Below are 17,142 nucleotides of genomic sequence, written 5' to 3' on the forward strand. Positions count from 1 at the left end.
GTCGATATTTCAAATCGTTAATTCGAGAGTTAGAAATGAAAAACCTGACAATTCGTCCTCCTGCAACTGCCATTGCGGCAAATCTCCGACTCCCAAACCCCCAGTCGCTCTTCAAGATGTTTCCTTGTTATAAGCCATCTGAAATGTAGTAGACTCTGCCTGACAGACTAATTGCCCCGCACTATTTAAAATTGATTTCAGATGCCGTACCAGTATCTGTACCACATACTCGCTTTCCTGGTTTCTGCGATCGTCGTCCTCTGGAGTACACCAATAGTCAAAAAAATTGGTCTCAAAAGCGGGCGAGTCGATCGGCCAGGCGAGCGAAAAGTCCACAAGCGCCCAATGGTGCGCTTGGGAGGAGTGTCCATCTTTCTCGGCACTATCACTGCCCTCTTATTTGTCTGGATCTCAGGAGGCTTCCTCGATGCTAACGGACAAGTTCTCAATCCCAAAGACGAATACGAAATTTGGGGAGTCACCCTCGGCGGCATCGGATTCTTCCTCATCGGTTTAGCAGACGACCTATTTTCGCTCTCGGCCTTAAAACGCTTGCTCATGCAAATTGGCGTATCCAGCATCGTTTGGTACGCGGGCGTACAGATTGAGTTTCTGACAGTTCCCTCCTTGGGACTGACTAATATTGGCTGGCTGAGCTTGCCAATTACCGTGATTTGGCTCGTCGGCATGGCGAATGCCATCAACTGGATTGACGGTTTGGACGGTTTAGCAGCCGGAGTTTCAGGGATTGCAGCCGTTGTGATGCTGATTGTCAGTTTGGCGATGCAGCAACCAGCGGCGGCCCTGATTGCAGCGGCTTTAGCTGGCGGGACATTGGGGTTTCTGCGCTACAACTTCAATCCGGCTCAAATCTTTATGGGAGATGGCGGGGCTTATTTTATCGGGTTTACTCTCGCTGGAGTGGGAGTAATTGGGTTGGTTAAAACTACGGCTGTTACTTCTGTGTTGCTGCCCTATTTAATTTTAGCTGTACCGATTTTAGATATGTCGGCGGTGATTCTCGATCGACTTCGCAACGGCAAGTCACCGTTTATTGCTGACAAGCGCCATCTCCACCACCGACTTCTAGAAGCCGGACTCTCCCATCGATTTGCGGTTTTATTTATTTACTCACTGACACTGTGGGTGGGAAGTTTAGCCCTAGCTTTTTCGCTTCCGAGCGGCGTAATTTACGCTATGGGTGCAACAAGTTTGCTGGGATATGCTAGCTGGAAAGTTTGGAGACACGCTAGGTGAAGGAAGAAGGAAGAAGGAAGAAGGAAGAAGGAAGAAAAATAATTTCTAATGCCAAATGCCTAATTCCCAATGCCCTGCGCGGGCCAATGCCCAATGCCCCATGCCCCATGCCCCATGCCCAATTCCCCATGCCCAATTCCCCAATCCAATGCCCCATGCCCAATGCCCAATGCCCAATTCCCCAATCCAAAATCCAAAATCTAAAATCTAAAATCGAATAATGGTTGCTGAAATTATTTGTGTTGGCACTGAATTGCTGTTAGGCGATATTCTTAATAGCAATGCCCAGTTTTTAGCCAAAGAATTAGCGAGTCTGGGAATACCTCACTACTATCAAACAGTGGTGGGGGACAATCCAGAACGTATCAAACAAGTGTTAGAAATCGCCGTCAGTCGATCGCAGCTTTTGCTCTTCACCGGCGGTCTGGGCCCCACACCAGACGACCTGACAGTGGAAACCATCGCCGATTTTTTTGGGGTTCCCTTAATAGAAAAGCCGGAAATTATCGCCGATATCGAATACAAATATGCCCAGCGGGGAGGCACCATGAGTCCCAGCAATCGCAAGCAAGCTTTAATTCCAGAAACTGCGGATATTCTGCCGAACCGCAGCGGTTCTGCACCGGGCATTATTTGGCAACCGGTTTCTGACGTGACAGTAATGACATTTCCCGGCGTACCGGCGGAAATGCACTTGATGTGGCAAGAAACCGCCGTTCCTTACCTGCAAAATAACGGCTGGTGCAGCGCCACTATTTACAGCCGCACATTGAAATTTTGGGGGATTTCTGAGTCAGCATTGGCGGAAAAAGTAGATAGTTTTTTGAATTTAACTAATCCTACTGTGGCTCCCTACGCCAATCACGGCGAAGTCAAACTGCGGATTTCGGCCCGCGCAAACGAGAAAGTTGCTGCGAAAAACTTGATTGAGCCGATCGAACAACAATTGCGGCAAATTGCCGGCTTAGACTGTTACGGTGCTGATAGCGATACCCTCGCTTCGACTGTGGGCCAATTGTTGCTGGATGCGGGGCAAACTCTCAGCGTGGCTGAATCCTGCACGGGAGGAGGATTGGGGGCGATGCTGACAGGTGTTCCCGGCAGTTCGAGCTACTTTTTAGGCGGGATTATTTCTTACGACAATCGGATTAAGGAAGGATTATTAGGTGTTAATCCCCAAGATTTAGCCGAATTGGGGGCAGTCAGCCACCAAGTGGCAAAACAAATGGCTGCGGGAGTTCGCGCCAGCCTCAATACCAATTGGGGGTTGAGCATTACAGGCATCGCCGGGCCAGGAGGCGGCACCGACGGTAAACCTGTCGGACTGGTTTATGTCGGTTTAGCGGGGCCCGACGGATCCGCAGAAAGTTTTGAATACCGTTTTGGCGATGCCAGAGGCCGCGAGTGGATTCGGAATTTGAGTAGCTGTACGGCGCTCGATCGACTCCGGCGTACATTATTGTTGGCAAAAGTGTAGAAAAAATCCTACGATTGGTCAATTGTCAACAGTCAACCGTAAGCTTAAGCTTTATTTAACACTCTCTACTCCGATATAATTCGGCAATTTTCCTTTTGCCTCTTGATTATCTGTAAAGATTCGTTATGATAATAAGATAGGACTGATTGGCCAAGATACTGAATCTCTCCATTGCTGAAAATAACCAGCAAGCGAGAAAGCAAGTTTGACCTTTGGTTTCAAAGTCGTGCTTGCTTATTTTCAGATATTTAGCCGTCGGTTTAGCAATCTAGACTATAAAAAAAGGAGCTATCCGTTCAATGGAAGACATTGAAAAGGTGCTGGAACAAATTAAAGAATGGGTTCGCAAGCTGATAGAAGGATTGCTGAATCCTGAAGCTCAACCGGAACTAGAACCGATTCGTATTCCTGTCAACCAACCGAGGAATCGCAGGTAGTCGGGACTGAATTAGAAGTTTGATGTTTAAGGTTTGACCTTTGAGGTGGTTGACTGGTTTTAAATACCATGTCAAAACTCTCTTAAATTTTGTTGCGCGGGAAATTTTAAAATTGTTAAATATCCTGGTACTTCACGGCCCTAATCTGAATCTATTGGGTCAGCGAGAACCTGGAGTTTATGGTTCTGCGACTTTAAATGATATCAACAAGTTGCTAGAACGAGAAGCGCAAGCCCTCCAGGTGCAAGTCTCAATTCAGCAGTCGAATCATGAAGGGGTATTGGTGGATGCAATTCACTCGATGTTAGGGCAGCACCAAGGCTTATTGATTAATGCTGGAGCTTATACTCATACGAGTGTGGCAATTAGAGACGCGATCGCCGCGGTGAATATCCCGGCGGTAGAAGTTCATCTGAGCAATATTTACCGGCGGGAAGCTTTTCGGCACCACTCCTTTATCGCAGCGGTGGCGATCGGACAAATCAGCGGTTTTGGCCCAGAAAGTTATCGGCTGGGGCTGCAAGCTCTAGTTAGTTACCTGATTAAAAATTAAAAAATTACCGATGGTAGCGATCGGATGAGGGCAGGTTTTAGATGGAAAACCAGCCCTTATATGTTTGGGTTGAATTCAAATTAATCACAAGAGTTAGGCAAAGAAGCAAACCAGGAAGAACTCTAAATTACCAATTACCAATTACCAATTACCAAAGAACGGGGTTTAAAGCCCCGTCCTTATAGGACGGTTTTAATTTCTTAATTGTCCTAATTTTCTCAGATGTTGTGGTATAGTATAATAAGAATAACACAGGAGAGAGAGGCATGAAAGCGCGGTATCGATACAGATTATCTCCTAGTACGGAACAAAAAATTAGCTTAGCTAAATTGTTTGGTTGTACTAGAGTAGTCTGGAATGATGCCCTAAGAATTTGCAAAAACTCTGCCAAAAAACCTAGCTGTGCAGACCTGCAAAAAATTGTAATAACTCAGGCAAAAAAGACTGAGGAGAGAGCATGGTTGGGAGAAGTGTCGGCGATTTGCCTCCAACAATCTGTCTCTGATTTGGAAACAGCTTTTAAGAATTTCTTGGATTCTTGTAAAGGAAAACGTAACGGAAAAAAAGTCGGCTATCCAAAGTTCAAAAAAAAGACAAACAGCCAATCCGCCAAACTAACCAAAAACGGTTTTTCGTTGAGGGATGATTATGTTTACCTTGCAAAGATTGGCAGAGTTAAGCTGATTTGGTCTAGGGAATTGCCAGACCATCCAAGCTCTTTAACTATAATCAAGGATTGTGCAGATCGGTATTTCATCAGCTTTGTAGTAGAGGATGACCCCGAAGAAGTCGAAGCTAAGAACCACAGCGTCGGCATTGATTTGGGCATTAAAACCTTCGCTGTAATGAGTGACGGGACTAAAGCTGTAAGCCCTGACTACAAAGTGTTAGATCGCAAAATTCGCAGATTACAGCGTAAACTTTCCCGTCAAAAACTCGACTCTAAACGGCGGAATAAAACCCGACTGCAAATAGCTAGACTGCACAACCGAATTGCTGACACTAGAAAAGATTTTTTGCACAAACTATCAACTAACTTGGCTAAGGATAATCAACTTGTCATTTTAGAAGATTTGAATGTAGCAGGAATGGTAAAAAATAGGAAGCTATCAAGGGCAATTAGTCAGCAAGGTTGGGGTGAGTTTAGGGCTTTGTGCGATGGAAAATGTGGGAAGTATGGCAGAGAGTTCAAAGTAATTAGTCGCTGGGAACCTACCAGCCAAGTTTGCTCAGATTGCGGGTTTAAGTGGGGGAAAATAGACCTCTCTGTGCGTTATATACTCTGCCTCAATTGCGGTACTAACCAAGACAGAGATGAGAACGCCGCCAAAAATATAAATAAAGTCGGGATAGGGCATTGCCACGACTCTAAATGAACATGGAGACGCTCGTAAAACTACTTCGGTAGTATCGGTCAATGAAGTGTTAAGAATCCCCGCGCTTTTAAGCCGGGGAGTATGTCAATAACAACTTGAGTTAAATTCAAATGCGGCATTCCCTGTTGAGCAAGTTTCAAGGAACCATCCTGGGGGCAGTTTTAGGAGACTCTCTAGGCCTGCAATACCAGAGGCAACTCGTCGGTATTCCCCCCCAAACAGAAGACTTGCAGCCGATTTTACAACTGACGAAACACCAACAATTGACCGTAAGTGGCGCAACATTGGCGTTGAATTCTGTCAACAGTAAAATCCCAAGTGGCAAAGACTCATCCGCATCCGGGACACTTGCGGTAGCGTGTGCTCAAAGTTTAATTCGGTGTAGGGGTTTAAATTTAAAAGATTGGCGCGATACTTGGGAAGCATTTGCCAAGTCGGAAATCTACCATCCCCGCAACAGTGAGTTTCCAACCTTACTTAACCCTGGTGAAGCTGCCCTTGCTGCGCTGCCATCGGCGATGTTTTTTCACGAAAATAAAGCCAAATTGCGAGAAAAAATCATGCTGGCGATAGAGGTTTGGCACAACGAAAACCCGCCAGAATGGGAAACAGCAATTTTAGCAGTAGCATATACGATCGCCCGCTCTCTCAAAGAAAGACTTGACCCCGCGACGGCGATCGAGCAAACACTTGCCTACCTGAAAACAGATAATGCCTTAACAGAGCTGCTGCTGCAAGTGCAAATACTACTAGAAAAGGGAGCCGATTTAGAAACAGCCACCACTCATCTGTGCAAAAGCGCCACAGAAGCGCGAGAAAGACAGGGCGAAGGTGAGAAAAAATTACCAAGGGAGTCAATTGTCAACCCAGGAAATTTCATTCCCATTGCCTTAGCTTTCTACTGCTTTTTGAACACCCCAGAAGACTTGCGCTTGTCAGTGGTGCGTGCTGCCCGCTGTGGTATAGCCGGACAAATAACCTGCGCTTTGACGGGAGCTTTGTCTGGAGCGTATAACGGCGTTGCTGCGATTCCTGTAGAATGGCGACAGGTATCTTCGGCTCAGGTTAATTCGCAGCAGCTAGCCGAGGGCCGAGAACCTTTGCTCTGGGGAACTGGCAGCGATGTAAAAATTGTAGAGTTAGCAAATAACCTGTTTGCTGTTTGGGCAGGCGTTTACAGGCCCGATGCCGGAGTCGATTCTGCTGTGCTAGCCCGATCGGTGGCTGCACCTTATGTCATTAGACCTCGTAAAATATAAAGGTTAAAGCTTTTAACAGTAAGGGGAAACCAGCAACTAACAAGTCAAAAGCCAAAGTGGAAGGAGAGCGCCAATTAAAGATTAAAAAGTGAAAAATTAAATCGGACGCGCCTGCCCCACAAAACCGGGTTTCAACGAGAATATGGGTAGTTCGGATAAAATCAATCAAGATGCATAGTCAGAAATTCTGACAAAGCTGCTGGATAACAGTGATATATCTTCGACACAAATGAATACGCTCTCCTCATTGATGCGACAGATTGAGCAGCTAGGGGCTGCGCGCTCACTGCGCCAACACATTGCTAAAGTGCAAAATGGCAGCAAAGCAGATACCTCACGCGCTGGCGGGCCTCTCCTGAGCCGTTTGTCGCGCCAGAAATGGCTTCTTCCCGAGACTTTTACTACTAAATTTACAAGTAAAACCTCCAAATCAAGCCTCAAAAATCAAGCTCGTTCCCCTATGTTGGCGCTGATAGCGGTAGTTTCCCTAAGCAGCACTCTGGGCCACCGCTTCTACAACCAGCCGAAACTGGATGTGGGGACGAAAGCTCCTCAGACGATTAAGGCTCCTGCTACTGCTAGCGTCCCGGATTACAAAACTACTGAAGAACAGCGGAAAGCAGCGCGGATAGGGGCTGTAGCTATATTAATGCTGGATTCGGCGGTCGATCGACAAATTTATCAAGAATTGCAACAATTTTTGCAGCATGGGAGCGATCTACGGGAGGCGGTAGGCCCGTTTCCGTTTGCGAGTACCTCGGCCCTCTCACTTGCTGTTCAGGTTTACTTGCGGAGCTGTCCTGAGTGGGAGTGGCGCTGGATTTTGGCGCAAGCGGGTGACAAAAGTGCAACTTCCGAGCGATTGAGTTTGGATTCCCCGGCAATTGCTGCGGCAACAGATAACAAGTCTCAGCAAGATGCTATCGCTCAACTGCAAGCTTACAGCCGATCGGTCAGGGCAGCAGAATTTCAAAGCCTGACAGACAGTATTTCCTCTGCTCGCGAGCGCTATCTCAATGCTGTGGAGGCGCTGGGAAAACCGTCGGTTTTGGGGCTGCCCCAGATTTACGATACTTCGCTGTTTGATTTGTCCGAAGCAGCTTGGCAGAAAACCCAAACCGGTATGAGTCGGGCGGCAAAAAGAATGGTGGCTCAAGGTATCCCGCAGGGGTTGCCCAAAGAGATTTTACAAGAAGCCGTGAACCTGCAAGTGGCTGATGAAGTGCCGTTAGAGTCCCAAGGTTTGGCGGTGGAGGGTTTAACAGCGATTTTGCAGCCAAATCTGGTGAGAGATCGGGAGGAAACCAAACAGCTAGCTGAATTAGCGGCGCAAAAGGTGAAACCGGTGATGATCGCAGTAGATCGGGGCGAGATAATTGTTGCACAAGGACAAGAGATATCGCAGCAAGATTTCGTGTTGCTGGACTATTTTGGTTTGAGCCGACGGGGGGTGAATTGGCTGGGGCTGACGGGTTTTGTTTGTTTAGTCGCGGGGGCAATTGCGATCGTACTGCTGGTGGAAAGGCACTACCGCTTGCGCCGCAGAGATCATTTGCTATTGCTGCTGCTGACTTTGAGCGCGCCAGTGCTGGTGAGTTTGGGGCTGCCTTGGACGAGTTTGCCCGCGATCGGGATTTTAGCGGGCGGCTTCTACGGTTCGGCGGTGGGAGTCACTGTGGTGGGGCTGCTGTCGGCGCTGCTGCCCATTGGCTTAAATGTGGACTTGATTCATTTGGTGGCTAGCGGGGCGGGCGGATTGCTGGGCGCTTTTATGGCCGGGCGGCTGCGATCGCGCGAGGAATTGGCTCTTTTGGGCGTAGCTGTCGGCTTGGCTCAGGGCAGCGTTTATCTGGTGGGGACTTTGATTGCCAGCGCGGCTGCCGGTGCAATTTGGTACGTCGTACTCGGTACGGTGGGCGCGCAAAGTTTGGCCGGTTTGGCTTGGAGCGTTGTGGCGATCGGCATCAGCCCTTATTTGGAACACGTTTTTGACTTGATTACGCCGATCCGGCTGGCGGAACTTGCCAATCCCAACCGCCCGCTGTTGAAGAGGTTGGCTGCCGAGGCTCCTGGGACTTTTCAGCACACGCTGTTTGTGGCGAGTTTGGCAGAGGCTGCGGCCCGAGAACTCGGCTGCAATGTTGAGCTGGTTAGGACTGGGACATTATACCACGATATTGGAAAAATGCACGACCCGCTGGGATTTTGTGAAAATCAAATGGGCGGGGCCAACAAGCACGATGAAATTAATGACCCTTGGGCGAGCGCGGAGATTATTAAAAAGCACGTTACCGAGGGTTTGGTGATGGCGCGAAAGCATCGATTGCCGAAGGCAATTCAGGCGTTTATTCCCGAACACCAAGGTAAAATGTTAATTGCTTACTTCTACCACCAGGCGCAGCAAATTGCTGCCAAAGAAATAGAAGATTTAAAGCTTGTTTTGCCAGATGCGGATAATTCAAAGTTAACAATCGCAAGTCGCCAAGTGAGGGAGGAGGATTTTCGCTACGATGGGCCGATTCCGCAGTCGCGGGAAACCGGGATTTTGATGCTGGCGGATTCTTGCGAGGCTGCTTTGCGATCGCTCAAGGATGCTACTCATGAAGAGGCTTTGAATATGGTTAATAAGATTTTGAGGGCTCGCTGGCAGGATAATCAGTTGATTGATTCGGATTTAACGCGGGAGGATATGTCTCTAATTGCGGAGATTTTTGTGCGAGTTTGGGAACAGTTCAATCACAAGCGGATTGCTTACCCTAGTGCAGTTTTTACTCCCAGGTAGGCGAAAATTTTTAGTTAGGAAAAATCAGTTCGCATTTCAGTTGTGAATGAGATTTTATTGCGGTTTGCGGGGCAAATCGCCATGCACTTCAGGATTGTCGCTGACAATTACCATAGTTTGTTTGATTCCTCAAAATTCCGAAGAGTCGATATCTCTTTCGCCGGCTAGGTGCGATCGCAATTTTTGCCAGTCTTCGGCATCGATCGCATTTGCAAAAGCGATGATAGTATCTACAACCCCAGCGTAGTAAACAATCCAGCAGATTGCTGGCTGTTCCTACATCACAAATACAGCATATTCCATGTATATGTGGTACACACAAGAAGAGAGACGCGAGTAAGGTGCGGATACACCCGTCAATCTGCAATCTTTATCAAATATGAAGCAGATCCGCACCCTACGGACTAACACCACATAATATAGCCGATCGTGTACTTCATGAACCACCGAATATGCGGTAATTTTTGTGAGTTGTGAGTTCAAAAGATTTTAATTTTCAACCGCAAATGAACGCGGATAAATGCCGATTGTTTATCTTGATTCTATCCCTTGACTCCAGCAGCAGTTTCTGTTGGCACAATGTATTTTTGCAAAAGCAAAAATAGTCCTAAAACTGGAACAATAGAAATAATCGAACCCGCCGCAACTAAACGCCAATCTAAGGAAAATGTCCCGGCTAAATTGGCTACACCTAAAGGTAAAGTGTAATATTCCGGCCTGTCTAAAACTAGCAGTGGCCACAGAAAGTCGCTCCAAGAACCGATAAATACGAAAATTCCTAGGGTGACTAAAGCTGGCTTAATTGCCGGAATCATGACGTGCCACCAAATGCCTAATTCGCTGCAGCCGTCGATGCGGGCGGCTTCTTCTAGTTCTTTGGGAACTGCTAGAAATGCTTGTCGTAATAAAAATATGCCGAAGGCTGAGGCTAGTCCGGGAAAGATTACGCCTAAATAACTATTTTTTAGTCCGAGTTGTACAGTCAATATGTATAGGGGAATCATGACTATTTGGAAGGGAATCATGATTGTGGAAACGATCGTGATTAAGATGGCTTCGCGGCCGCGAAAGTTGAGTCGGGCTAAGGGGTAAGCGGCGAGGGCGCAAAAGAGGACGTTGATGCTAACCGTGAGGCCAGCAATTAGGGTGCTGTTGAACAGGTAGCGGCCGAAGGGGTTGGTTTGCCAAACTTTGATGAAGTTTTCGAGGGTTGGCTGTTGTGGCCACAGTTGCGGGGGAAATTGAAAGATGTTTTCGTTGGGGGATTTGAGGGAGGTACTGAGCAGCCACAGCAAGGGAAATAGCATTAAAAGTGCGATCGCGCTCATGAGGCTGTACGTCCACAGGGTGCTCCACGGCGAGGGAGTGTTGTTTGGGGAATTTGGTTTTTTAGTTTTGAGATTGTTCATGGTTGGGATATGATAATAAGTCCTTGCTTCGTGAGAAGCCTTGTTGTCCATAAGGGGATTATTGCCATGAAACCGTTTATTTACGAAACTATGTACATTCTGCGCCCTGATTTGGGTGAAGAAATGACAGACCAGGCGATCGCTAAATATCAAACTATTTTGCGCGATCAAGGTGCTGAAAACATCGAAACTCAGCACCGCGGCAAGCGCCGTTTGGCTTACGAAATCGGCAAGCACCGGGACGGAGTATACGTTCAAATGAACTATACAGCTCCGGGCGCTGCAATTTTTACCCTGGAGCGCGCGATGCGTCTTAGCGAAGAAGTGATTCGCTATTTGACAATCAAGCAAGATGTGCCAGATGCACCGGAAGCGGAAGCTGAAGCTGAAGTCGCCGAGTAGCGATCGTGTCAATTTAACGTCTTATGTAGTACCCGTCTACTGTTTGACGATTAGGGCCGCTTATTCCTCGGCCCCGGCACGCCTTTCTTAAGGGCTACGCTGTACGCACAACTTGAAAAACTAACGTCAGAGCCTTTCGCTCCCCCTGGCATCCTCCTGAACAAGAGGCTAGGGGGAGCTCTGGAATTGTGGGTACAGCATAGTTTTTTAAGGGCGGGGCTTGATGTTAATTGAAATTATAGGTAGGTAAGCGGGATTAAACCGAGCTATGTAAAAATATGTAAACAGGGCTAACTTAGCCACGCTTAGGGATAAGGATACTTTACAATCCTTAATATAAGTGTGTTTTACAGCGCCTACCTACTTACTAGATTTACAAAATTACGAAAGTGCTTTAATCTTGAAACAGTGAGGATTAAATGCTACCTAATAAAATTTCATGATGAGAAAAACCGTTCATAGGTTCATCACGTTAGTATTAGCAGGATTTCTATGGGCAATTAGTGGCGAGTGCTGGACATCGCGAAATTTAGCACAAATCCCTCCTCATGTTTTTTATGTTGCACCAAAGGGCAGTGATACAAATAACGGTTCACTTGAGCATCCTTGGTCAACAATTAATCACGCAGCGTCGGTATTAAAAGCGGGTGAAACAGTTTATATTCGGGCTGGAAATTATCGCCTCACCGAACAAATTCAAGCTAAAAATTCAGGGACAGAAAAGGCTTGGATTACTTATCGAGCCTATCCTGAAGAACGGGTTATTATTGATGCGGATGCAGTTAAAGTAGAGCCTCCCTCTGGTAAGAAATCCCATTATCCTCACGATCAAGGTGCATTTTTGTTACAAAATGTTAGTTATATTCAAGTAGAAGATTTAGAAGTTATTAATTCTCATAATTCGGGGATTACAGTTAGAAACAGCCATTTTATTAACCTTTATAATAATAAAACAGAAAATACGTTTTCTCCTGGTATTGGTGTTTGGTGGGGCGATCACTATAAAGTAATGGGAAATACGGTTATTAATGCAAACGATCTGAAGATGGCTGACTTTTTAAATGATTTTTCAGAAGCTCCCCATGAAGCAATTTCAATCGGTGGGGTTAAAAATTTTGAAGTTGCTTATAACTTAGTTAAGGATGGTAAAAAAGAAGGGATTGATGTTAAAGAAAAAAGTAAATATGGAACCGTCCATCATAACTATATTCACCACATGGCACGACAAGGATTATATGTTGATAGTTGGTTTGGAGTCTTAGAAGATGTTGATGTCTTTAATAATGTTGTTCATGATTGTAATGGGGCAGGATTTGCTTTAGCAGTAGAAGGAGGTTCAGAAGCAAAAAATATTCGATTTCACCATAACTTAATTTATGATAACTGGGGAACCGGAATTCTCTTTGCCCGATGGGGAAATGATGGGTTACGGCATAATATTAAAATTTATAATAATACGGTTCATCATAATGGTTATGGTAAACCGAACCCAGGAGAAAGCTTTTTTTGGATTACTGGAGGGTTATATTTATTTTCTAATAATCTTCAAAATGTTGAAATCAAGAATAATATTTTTAGCAAGAATAGGGGATTTCAAATCGGTTATAGCGATCGCTATTTAGTGGCTAACTCTGACATCGAAAAGATTTTTCGTCAAAAAGATATTGAGATTAGCCAGAACTTAATCTTTGGAGAAAATAACACAACCAGTCCGATTTCTGCTGGATGGCTTCCTGATAACTATGCGAATATCTATGGAACGAATGGAAATGCTGCTGTCAGAGAAGAACCTCAATTTATTAATCCAGAAGAAGGGAATTTTTACTTAAAATCTCCGATCAGTAACCCAACCCCATTAACTGCTAATTCTAAAGCATCTCAGATGAGAGTTGGAGCTTTTCCCAATGGAGAAAAACCCCATTTTTGGTGGCAGGGTAAGTTTCCACCTCAATTTCCTGAATTACCCCAATAAACCATTCATTAAAATAAGTTGTACTGTAATAATTAATTGTTAGTAGTTGTATTAAGTACCTAAACAAAATTAATTAAACAACTCAATAATAATGATTTAAGTTGGTAAGCGGGATTAAACCGAGCTATGTAACAATATGTAAACATGGCTAACTTAGCCACGCTTAGGGCTAAGGATACTTTACAATCCTTGACATAATTGTGTTTTACAGCGCCTACCTACTTAGCTACTTATTAAATTTACGGTTAACTCAAGCAAATTCTACTCCCTTGAGAGACAAAATTATGCATCTATAACTTTGAACCAAACTATAAAGTTATTTTTGCCCTTGGCAATTAGGTAGCCGCTAAAATGTGGCTCTGACCAGATGAATATTGTCAAATTTTGCCAACTGCTGCTTGAGGTTGGGCCTGAATCCACCAGCCAAAGCTCGATCGCACTCCCTGCAACCTCGATCGAGATTCTCGCCCCATAGCCCAATTGTAAAGTTTTGTGACAATTTTAATTTGGTAGCTTTAGATACAGAATTGTCTGTTATAGTGATAGAAGAGAAGAAAAAACAAGCCCAACATTAATCTAAAGAATACGGAGGAACCGCATATGTCTACTGAAAATCAAGCTCGCTCTCTGATGATGCGCCACCACCAACTGGTGAAGAACCGCCAGCAATCCATGCTCAACCGCACCGCCACCGAAGTCGGGATGGAAGATACGCACTACTGGGGTCACATTCAAGGCAAACCGCAGCCCAGCTTTCAAGCCAGTTACGATCGCAGCAACGCCACTATGAGCTAGGGCAAACTCAATTTCGACAATTGTCTACGAAGTTATTACCTATAATTTGGAGAAATCAGTTATGTCCACTCAAGAACAAGCCCGCAACCTGATGATGCGCCATCAACACGTCGTCAAAAACCGTCAGGAATCCATGCTGAGCCGTGTGGCTGCTGAAGTTGGTTTAGATGCTGGTTCTCCAGCGAGTATCGATCGCAAATAACTCCTTTTTTCAACGGCGAGATAGTTTAATCGAGTTTGTTGTTGGCCAGCTAAAAATTAATAATGTTCATTACAAAACCGTCGCGACTTCTTCTTGAGTTCTAACTCTAGATTGGAAGCCGCGATTAGTTTTATGGGGAATGGGGAATTGGGAATTGGGAATGGGGAATGGGAAATTGGGTTCAAAAGAATCTAAAATCTAAAATCTAAAATCTAAAATCGTTTGACTGAGCGCTCACGCCGAAGTCTAAAATCTAAAATCTAAAATCTAAAATCTAAAATGGTATAATCCCCTTTCAGCAGATTGAAGGCTACTAGGGAGGTCATCATGTCGGACTGGAAAGAAATTGACGGCGGAGTTACAGCACCCAGAGGGTATAGAGCATCGGGAATTACAGCGGGTTTGAAGCCTTCAGGCTTGCCAGATTTAAGTTTAATTTTGTCAGAGGTAGACGCGATCGCCGCCGGAGTCTTCACAACCTCCACCGTCCGGGCCGCTTGTGTGGACTACTGCCGCCAGCGTTTGCAAGCTAAACCCAGCGCGAAAGCAATTTTGTGCAATGCGGGACAAGCTAATGCTGCTACTGGCGAACAAGGTTTGGCAGATGCCCTCGAAAGTGCCAAATTGTTGGGAGAAGCGCTGAATATTCCTCCAGAATCAATTCTTTTGGCCTCCACTGGCGTCATCGGACAGCGGATTAAAATGGAGCCGCTGAGGGCCGCAATTCCCCGATTAGTTGCTGAGGCGTCGGAAACTGGTTCCGATGCGGCGGCTAAGGCTATTTGTACGACTGATTTAGTGCCGAAAACGATCGCCCTGGAAACCATGTTTGGCGATCGGCCCGTCCGCATCGGCGGCATTTGCAAAGGTTCGGGAATGATTCACCCGAATATGGCAACAATGCTGGCATTTGTAACTTGCGATGCAGCAGTGTCATCGCATTTGTGGCAAGAAATGGTGAGTCGGGCGGCTAACAGAAGTTTCAATCAAATTACTGTTGACGGCGATACCAGTACCAACGACTCGCTAATTGCTTTGGCAAACGGTCAATCCCGCACGCCCGCAATTACAGAAATGGGGGCAGATGCTGAAAAATTAGAAGCGATGCTGACAGAAGTTTGCGTGCATTTAGCAAAGGCGATCGCCCGTGACGGCGAAGGTGCAACTTGTTTGGTGGAAGTGCAAGTTAGTGGCGCGCTAGATGAAGTTTCTGCGAGTAAAATTGCCAAAACAATTGTCGGTTCTTCCTTGGTGAAAGCTGCTATTTTCGGACGCGATCCGAATTGGGGCAGAATTGCGGCGGCGGCTGGGCGCGCTGGTGTACCTTTCGATCAAGAGAATTTGCGGATTCAATTGGGGGATTTTTTGATGATGGAAAACGGACAACCTAAAGAGTTCGATCGCGCTGCAGCAAGTAATTATATGAAAGCGGCTGCGGAGGGGGAATATTTGAAGGCTGATACGGTTTTAATTCAGGTTAGTGTGGGGGATGGCAGCGGTTTTGCGAAAGCTTGGGGATGCGATTTGAGTTACGACTACGTGAAGATTAATGCGGAGTATACGACTTAAATAAGTCCAGGCGGTTACAAGTCCGGGCGGTTAGAAACCGCGCCTACACAAACAAAACCAGACGAGAGAAAGTTGAAGGCAAATTTCACACAATTTAAACTCAACTTCCCCCCACGGGGGGAAATTAAAAAATCTGAAACCTTTACTCACCGAGTTAATCTCAGCTTTTTTGCTCCTCATTTTAAAATCGCTGAAGCCCTTACCAAGATAAGCTTTTTAGGAGTTTAACAAAAGAGCGCTAAAAATATTATTCAGACTAAGTTTCAAGACTTTTTAAGCTTATTATTAATAAGTCTAATATCAAGTTTGAAAACACGCCCTAACCAAAACTATCGGAGACAAACACATAGCCGCCGCCGTATCCAACATTATCATCCACTAATATTAAGCCCTCGTTACCCTGCGGATCGCCACTCTGAGCAAGTCCATAATTCACCACGCGCAACAACCGCTGCGGCGTAAACGATTCCAATTCCACAAAATTGCCTGCATCCAGCCATGCTAGTTCTTCTGCTGTTAAACTTTGCCTTACAGCGTCGGGTAATTGACGGGCTGTTTGTGCGATTGTTTGAGATTGCTGCACAAACATATCGCGGGATGCTAAGATTTGACGGGGAGAAATTCCCAAATCAAAAATTGTCACCTGTTGATTCGCAAACCAGTTTGGATTAGTTCGCAGTTGATGTACCAAGCCAACTCCAGCAGGGCTCGCATTGTGCAGTGCATAGACTTTTAAATCGGTATTGCGCCGCAGCATTTCAATCACGGTACTGAAGATGCTTTGGGGATAGCCACTAATACTAAGAATCGCGCAGTTGTTTTCAAAATGGACGTTGTTGGCAATGAGGAATTGAGCTATTTCGTCACTGTCACAGATGATTGCGCGATCGAAACTGTAGGCGCTAACTTCGCGATCGATGCTGGCGGGTAAAGCTTCTTGACGAGGCGCAGGGAGCAGTTTTTCTAATGTGCCGTTTACTGTTTGCCAGTCTCGCAGCCATTTATCACTCTGCGCTTGATTGACAAGAAATCCTTCACCAGTTATCTGTGGGCGTTTTTTTTGTGAAATGCCGAGCCAGTAGGAAAATAGCCCTAGTGTAATCGCTACGATGTATCCTGAAGAATAATCAAATATTAGGCTTCCTGAAATGCCCAGCACTAAAATAATTCCCCCTAAAATCTGGAGGTTTTTAGCATTATTTCTTCTGCCGCGAATACCTTGATCAGGAGATTTACTGTCGTGAAAAAATAGCCATATCCAAATCAAATTGTAGAGAGCGAAGGTAATAATAACTGCGAATTGTGAGGGAAAAATAGCAATAGCGAAGGTAAGGCAGAAGGTTCCCGCAAATACGCTAAAAAAGAAGTAGGTCAAAATCCAACTGATTTCGGGTGCGCGAGATTTAAGCTTTTGGTCAATAAAATACAAAAACTGTTTGTGCGTAAAAAACAACATATTTTGGCTGGAAATATTCTCGATCGCCTTTTTGAAAAACGGATCGGTGAAAGCCAACTTTTTATCAGTGACGGTAGTGGGTTCAAAGACAAACGGATGGTTGCACTGTTTACAGCGACCTGAGTTGCTTGTACGATCGCGCAAATTGTTATCGGTATTACACTGGACGCATTTCATTCCCATTTCGGTTACTCCT

At 45.6% G+C, this 17,142-nt stretch carries 15 protein-coding genes; 13 read left to right on the top strand and 2 right to left on the bottom strand.

Going from position 1 to position 17,142, the window contains the following annotated elements:
• Window positions 1-201 precede the first annotated feature (201 nt).
• From QUA88_RS04175 to QUA88_RS04210, 8 genes are all read left to right on the top strand, one after another.
• The gene (locus tag QUA88_RS04175; protein ID WP_333054678.1) at window positions 202-1,257 is read left to right on the top strand and encodes an MraY family glycosyltransferase; all 1,056 of its coding nucleotides are present in this window, start codon (window positions 202-204) and stop codon (window positions 1,255-1,257) included.
• A 220-nt stretch (window positions 1,258-1,477) separates the two neighbouring features.
• Window positions 1,478-2,734, top strand: a complete 1,257-nt coding sequence (locus tag QUA88_RS04180) for a competence/damage-inducible protein A (protein ID WP_333208367.1) — start codon at window positions 1,478-1,480, stop codon at window positions 2,732-2,734.
• 299 nt (window positions 2,735-3,033) lie between these two features.
• Window positions 3,034-3,171 (top strand): hypothetical protein, encoded by a 138-nt coding sequence (locus QUA88_RS04185; RefSeq protein WP_333054680.1) that lies wholly within the window; start codon window positions 3,034-3,036, stop codon window positions 3,169-3,171.
• A 112-nt stretch (window positions 3,172-3,283) separates the two neighbouring features.
• The gene (aroQ, locus tag QUA88_RS04190) at window positions 3,284-3,724 is read left to right on the top strand and encodes a type II 3-dehydroquinate dehydratase (protein ID WP_333208377.1); all 441 of its coding nucleotides are present in this window, start codon (window positions 3,284-3,286) and stop codon (window positions 3,722-3,724) included.
• Window positions 3,725-3,990: 266 nt separating this feature from the next.
• The gene (locus QUA88_RS04195; RefSeq protein WP_333054682.1) at window positions 3,991-5,100 is read left to right on the top strand and encodes a transposase; all 1,110 of its coding nucleotides are present in this window, start codon (window positions 3,991-3,993) and stop codon (window positions 5,098-5,100) included.
• 110 nt (window positions 5,101-5,210) lie between these two features.
• Complete coding sequence (locus QUA88_RS04200; protein WP_333054683.1) at window positions 5,211-6,359, top strand: ADP-ribosylglycohydrolase family protein; 1,149 nt, start codon at window positions 5,211-5,213, stop codon at window positions 6,357-6,359.
• Window positions 6,360-6,588: 229 nt separating this feature from the next.
• The gene (locus QUA88_RS04205; RefSeq protein WP_333054684.1) at window positions 6,589-9,141 is read left to right on the top strand and encodes an HDIG domain-containing metalloprotein; all 2,553 of its coding nucleotides are present in this window, start codon (window positions 6,589-6,591) and stop codon (window positions 9,139-9,141) included.
• A gap of 46 nt (window positions 9,142-9,187) precedes the next feature.
• Window positions 9,188-9,388, top strand: a complete 201-nt coding sequence (locus QUA88_RS04210; protein ID WP_333054685.1) for a hypothetical protein — start codon at window positions 9,188-9,190, stop codon at window positions 9,386-9,388.
• Window positions 9,389-9,683: 295 nt separating this feature from the next.
• Here QUA88_RS04210 and QUA88_RS04215 read toward each other — a convergent pair whose 3' ends face one another.
• Window positions 9,684-10,550, bottom strand: coding sequence for a carbohydrate ABC transporter permease (locus QUA88_RS04215; RefSeq protein WP_333270411.1), 867 nt, complete (start codon window positions 10,548-10,550; stop codon window positions 9,684-9,686).
• Between the two features lie 66 nt (window positions 10,551-10,616).
• Here QUA88_RS04215 and rpsF point away from each other — a divergent pair, with 66 nt between their 5' ends.
• The 5 genes from rpsF to argJ all read left to right on the top strand — a co-directional run bounded on the left by rpsF (window position 10,617) and on the right by argJ (window position 15,490).
• A complete protein-coding gene (gene rpsF / locus QUA88_RS04220) occupies window positions 10,617-10,952 on the top strand; it encodes a 30S ribosomal protein S6 (RefSeq protein ID WP_015176119.1) in 336 nt (111 codons plus the stop codon).
• Between the two features lie 439 nt (window positions 10,953-11,391).
• On the top strand, window positions 11,392-12,924 hold the full coding sequence (locus tag QUA88_RS04225; RefSeq protein ID WP_333270413.1) for a right-handed parallel beta-helix repeat-containing protein: 1,533 nt from the start codon (window positions 11,392-11,394) through the stop codon (window positions 12,922-12,924).
• A 600-nt stretch (window positions 12,925-13,524) separates the two neighbouring features.
• Entirely contained in the window at window positions 13,525-13,719 is a 195-nt protein-coding gene (locus QUA88_RS04230; RefSeq protein ID WP_006631905.1) for a hypothetical protein, read from the top strand.
• Window positions 13,720-13,780: 61 nt separating this feature from the next.
• Window positions 13,781-13,921 (top strand): hypothetical protein, encoded by a 141-nt coding sequence (locus QUA88_RS04235; RefSeq protein WP_015176121.1) that lies wholly within the window; start codon window positions 13,781-13,783, stop codon window positions 13,919-13,921.
• Between the two features lie 327 nt (window positions 13,922-14,248).
• Window positions 14,249-15,490 (top strand): bifunctional ornithine acetyltransferase/N-acetylglutamate synthase, encoded by a 1,242-nt coding sequence (gene argJ / locus QUA88_RS04240; RefSeq protein ID WP_333232420.1) that lies wholly within the window; start codon window positions 14,249-14,251, stop codon window positions 15,488-15,490.
• A 319-nt stretch (window positions 15,491-15,809) separates the two neighbouring features.
• On the opposite strand, the gene QUA88_RS04245 is transcribed toward argJ, so the two are convergent.
• Window positions 15,810-17,129, bottom strand: coding sequence for a hypothetical protein (locus QUA88_RS04245; RefSeq protein ID WP_333270415.1), 1,320 nt, complete (start codon window positions 17,127-17,129; stop codon window positions 15,810-15,812).
• Window positions 17,130-17,142 lie beyond the last annotated feature (13 nt).

The sequence above is a fragment of the Microcoleus sp. D3_18_C2 genome (assembly GCF_036702395.1).
GTDB lineage: Bacteria > Cyanobacteriota > Cyanobacteriia > Cyanobacteriales > Microcoleaceae > Microcoleus.